The following is a 3372-nucleotide window of genomic DNA, read 5'->3' as shown; positions in this document are numbered from 1 at the left end:
ACGGTGCGATCCGTGCGCACGCCGCCCGGCTCACCTCCCGCCGTCGCCTCGACGGCACCCGGGAGGACTGGCTCTACCTCAGCTGCGGCAAGTTCAACGGCCTGTACGAGATGGACCAGCTCCAGTACCGGCTGGAGTTCCCCACCCACCCGGGCGGCCAGTTCGTCAACGCCGTGGTGGCCGGCCCGACCTGCGACAGCGACGACGCGTACGCGCAGGACGACGGCCTGGTCCGCGTCCCGCACGCGATCGCCTCCGGCGACCCGGTGTGGGTCCACTCCTGCGGCGCGTACGCCACCGCCTACGCCACCCGCGGGTTCAACGGCTTCGCGCCGCTGCCGCACACCTGCATCGGTGGCGGCGACGGCCGGGGCCACCACGGAGGCACCGCATGACCGACACCCGCGTCGACAGCCCGGCCGAGCTCCGGACCGACACCCCGGCCGACACTCCGGCCGGCCTGCGCATCCGGCTGCTCCGGGAGGAGGACTGGGACGCCGTGGTCGCGCTGGAGGAGCGCGCCTACGCCGCCAGCGGCCTGTCCGAGGGCCGGGAGGCCCTGCGGTCCCGGCACCGCGCCTCCCCCGACACCTGCTTCGTGCTGGAGCACGCCGGCGGCCTCGGCGGCTACCTGCTCGCCCTGCCGTACCCGCTGTTCCGCTGCCCGGACCTCGGCCGCAACGAGGACGGGGACGGCGCGGGCAAGCGGCCGACCAACCTGCACGCGCACGACCTGGTGATCTCCGAGAACCTGCGCGGCCGGGGCCTGTCCCTGCGGATGCTGCGGCACCTGGAGGAGACCGCCCGGGCGGCCGGCTACCGGACCGCCTCGCTGGTCGCCGTCCGCGGTTCGCACGTGCTGTGGACCCCACTGGGCTACCGCGCACGCCCCGAGATCCGGCTGCCCGAGAGCTACGGCACCCGGGCGGTCTACATGGCGATGCCGCTGGACCCCGTCCCGGTCCGGCCGCTGCAGCCCTCCACCGACCCTGTCCCCGGGCCACACCCCAGAGCCGAAGTGGGCTGATACCGATGTCCCCCGTCAGCGACGACTTCCGCCGGTCCCAAGTGGCCACCGGCGCACTGTTCTTCGTCCTCGGATTCCAGTACGCGACCTGGGTCTCCCGGGTGCCCGCGCTCAAGGCCCGGCTCGACCTGGGCGAGGCCCAGATCGGCCTGCTGCTGATGACCTGCGGAATCGGCGCGGCGGTGTCCTTCCCCCTGGTCGCGGTGCTGATGCGACGGTTCGGCTCCCGCCTGCTCTCGGTGCTGTCCTCGCTCGCCCTCGGCGTGATCCTGCTCGCGCTGTCGGTGGTGCCCGACTACCCGGTGACGCTGCTGGTGCTGTTCCTCGACGGTGTCGCGGTCGGCTGCCTGAACGTCGCGATGAACGCCCAGGGCGCCGCGCTGGAGGCCCGCTTCGGGCGGACCACGATGTCCCGGCTGCACGCCACCTTCAGCGCCGGCTCGCTGCTCGCCGCGCTGCTGGCCTCGGGCGTCACCTCCTTCACCGGCACCCTGGCGGTGCACTTCGGACTGGCCGCCGCGCTGCTCGCGGTGCTGGTCGTGGCCGCCCGGCCGGCGCTGCCGGTGGACCTCCCGGTCGAAGCCGCCGAACCAGCGGAGAAGAGGCAGCGCCGCGGCTTCGTGCTGCCGACCGTCGCGACCCTCTGGATGGGCCTGGCGATGGTGTTCGGCACCGTCACCGAGGGCGCCATGAACGACTGGTCGGCGCTCTACCTCAAGGACTACGTGCACGCCGGCACGGGGCTCGCCCCGATGGGCATCGCGGTGGTGTCGGTGATGATGGTCTGCGCCCGGATCTTCGCGGACGGCTGGCGCACCCGCTTCGGCGACGGCCGGATCGTGCGCACCGGCAGCCTGCTGGCCGGCCTCGGACTCGCCCTGGCCCTGACGGTCGGCGGCGTGGTCCCGACCCTGCTCGGCTTCGCCTGCGTAGGCCTCGGCGTGGCCGCGGTGACCCCGTGCGTCTACGTCGCCGCCGCCCGGCAGGGCGCTGACGCCCTCTCGCTGGTCGCCGCCATGGGCACCACCGGCCTGCTGGCCGGCCCCGCCGTGATCGGCTTCATCGCCGGCGCCACCAGCCTGCTCTGGGGCATGGCCGCCGTCGCCGCCTCGGCGGCCGTCGTCTCGCTCTGCGCCACCCGGATCCGCTGGCCCGGCCGGCCGACCCCGTCCGCCCCCGCCGACCCCCGGCTCGCCGCCGACGCGACCTGACGACACCCCCGCACTCCCGCCCGGGACCTCGCGCACCCCCGTCGCGAGGTCCCGGGCGGGTCCGTTGCACGACCCGGTGACGGGCCGTCGTCGACGAGATCACCAGCAAGGTCATGGCTCCGATCGAGGAGGCTCTCGGCGCCATGGCAGGTGATCCGGTGGTCCGGTTCGGGTCAGTGGCCGTGGGGCTGCAGGGCGGCGTCGGTCTCGGCAGGACCGCCGGCGCGGGCAAGGCGTCGCTGAAGCTCGCCTCCGCGGGAAGCGGCGGAGACCGGGGGAGGCGACGGCTCCCCGGCGACGGGCCGGATCCGGGTCGATCTCAAGGCCTGCACCGAGCTGGAGAAGTCACTGGGCGAAGGACGTATGGACGGCGAGTGAGCCGGGGCCCCGTCAGCCTCGCCCGGGACCTCGCCGCCGCTGGTCGCGATGTGGTGGGCGAGCTTGGCGCGCAGGGCGGTGAGACGGGCGATCTCGACGTCCAGGGTGGCCAGGCGGGCGCGGACGACGGGGGCCAGGGTGTCGGGTCCGGGGGAGTCGGAGCAGCGGACCGGCGGGTCCTGGCCGAGCAGGTCGAGGCGGTGGACGCGGCTGGCCAGGTCGTCCACCGTCAGCCCCACGGCGAGGAGCCGGCGGATCACCCGGACCCGGGCGACCTCGGCCGGGCCGTACTCGCGCTGGCCGGAGGCGGAGCGGGCGGGCGGGTGGAGGAGCCCGCGCTGTTCGTAGAACCGCAGCGCCCTGGGTGTGGTGCCCGCCGCTGCCGCCGCGTCGCCGATCCGCATGCCTGCTCCCTGGTCGTCAGAGTTCCACGATGGTGGTCCCGAAGGTGTCCCCGGTGAACAGTCCGGTCAACGCCGCGGCGGCCCGGTCGATGCCCGCCACCGGCGTCCAGGGGAAGCTGATCTCCCCGGCGCGCAGCCAGCCGCCCAGCCGCTCCCGCCACTCGGCCTCCAGGTCCGGGTGGTCGAGTCCGGTGAAGCCGCGCAGGGCCAGGCCGAGGGTGACGACCCGGAAGGCGTCGATCACGGTCGGTGCGTCGCCGCCCGGGCGCTCCGGTGCGAGCTGGCCCGCCAGTGCGCCGACCAGCGCGAGCCGGGCACCGCGCCGGGCCGCGTCCACGGCGGCGGTCAGCTG

Annotated in this window: 3 protein-coding genes and 2 pseudogenes; 3 read left to right on the top strand and 2 right to left on the bottom strand. The window is 75.0% G+C overall.

Going from position 1 to position 3372, the window contains the following annotated elements; genetic code table 11:
* The 3 genes and pseudogenes from KS423_RS41580 to KS423_RS41570 form a co-directional block, all read left to right on the top strand.
* A pseudogene (locus KS423_RS41580) lies at window positions 1-395 on the top strand (type III PLP-dependent enzyme); the annotation flags it as partial.
* A complete protein-coding gene (locus KS423_RS41575; RefSeq protein WP_224284911.1) occupies window positions 392-1027 on the top strand; it encodes a GNAT family N-acetyltransferase in 636 nt (211 codons plus the stop codon). The pseudogene KS423_RS41580 and the gene KS423_RS41575, both read left to right, overlap by 4 nt.
* Window positions 1028-1032: 5 nt before the next feature.
* Window positions 1033-2238, top strand: coding sequence for an MFS transporter (locus tag KS423_RS41570; protein WP_224284910.1), 1206 nt, complete (start codon window positions 1033-1035; stop codon window positions 2236-2238).
* Between the two features lie 173 nt (window positions 2239-2411).
* Here KS423_RS41570 and KS423_RS48280 read toward each other — a convergent pair whose 3' ends face one another.
* Window positions 2412-3020, bottom strand: coding sequence for a MerR family transcriptional regulator (locus KS423_RS48280; protein WP_308020313.1), 609 nt, complete (start codon window positions 3018-3020; stop codon window positions 2412-2414).
* Window positions 3021-3036: 16 nt separating this feature from the next.
* Window positions 3037-3372, bottom strand: a pseudogene (locus KS423_RS41560) (NADP-dependent oxidoreductase); the annotation flags it as partial.

The organism is Streptomyces sp. LS1784, assembly GCF_020103755.1.
GTDB lineage: Bacteria > Actinomycetota > Actinomycetes > Streptomycetales > Streptomycetaceae > Kitasatospora.
The sequence above is the reverse complement of the archived record's forward strand: the minus strand, read 5'-3'. Positions and strand labels throughout refer to the sequence as shown.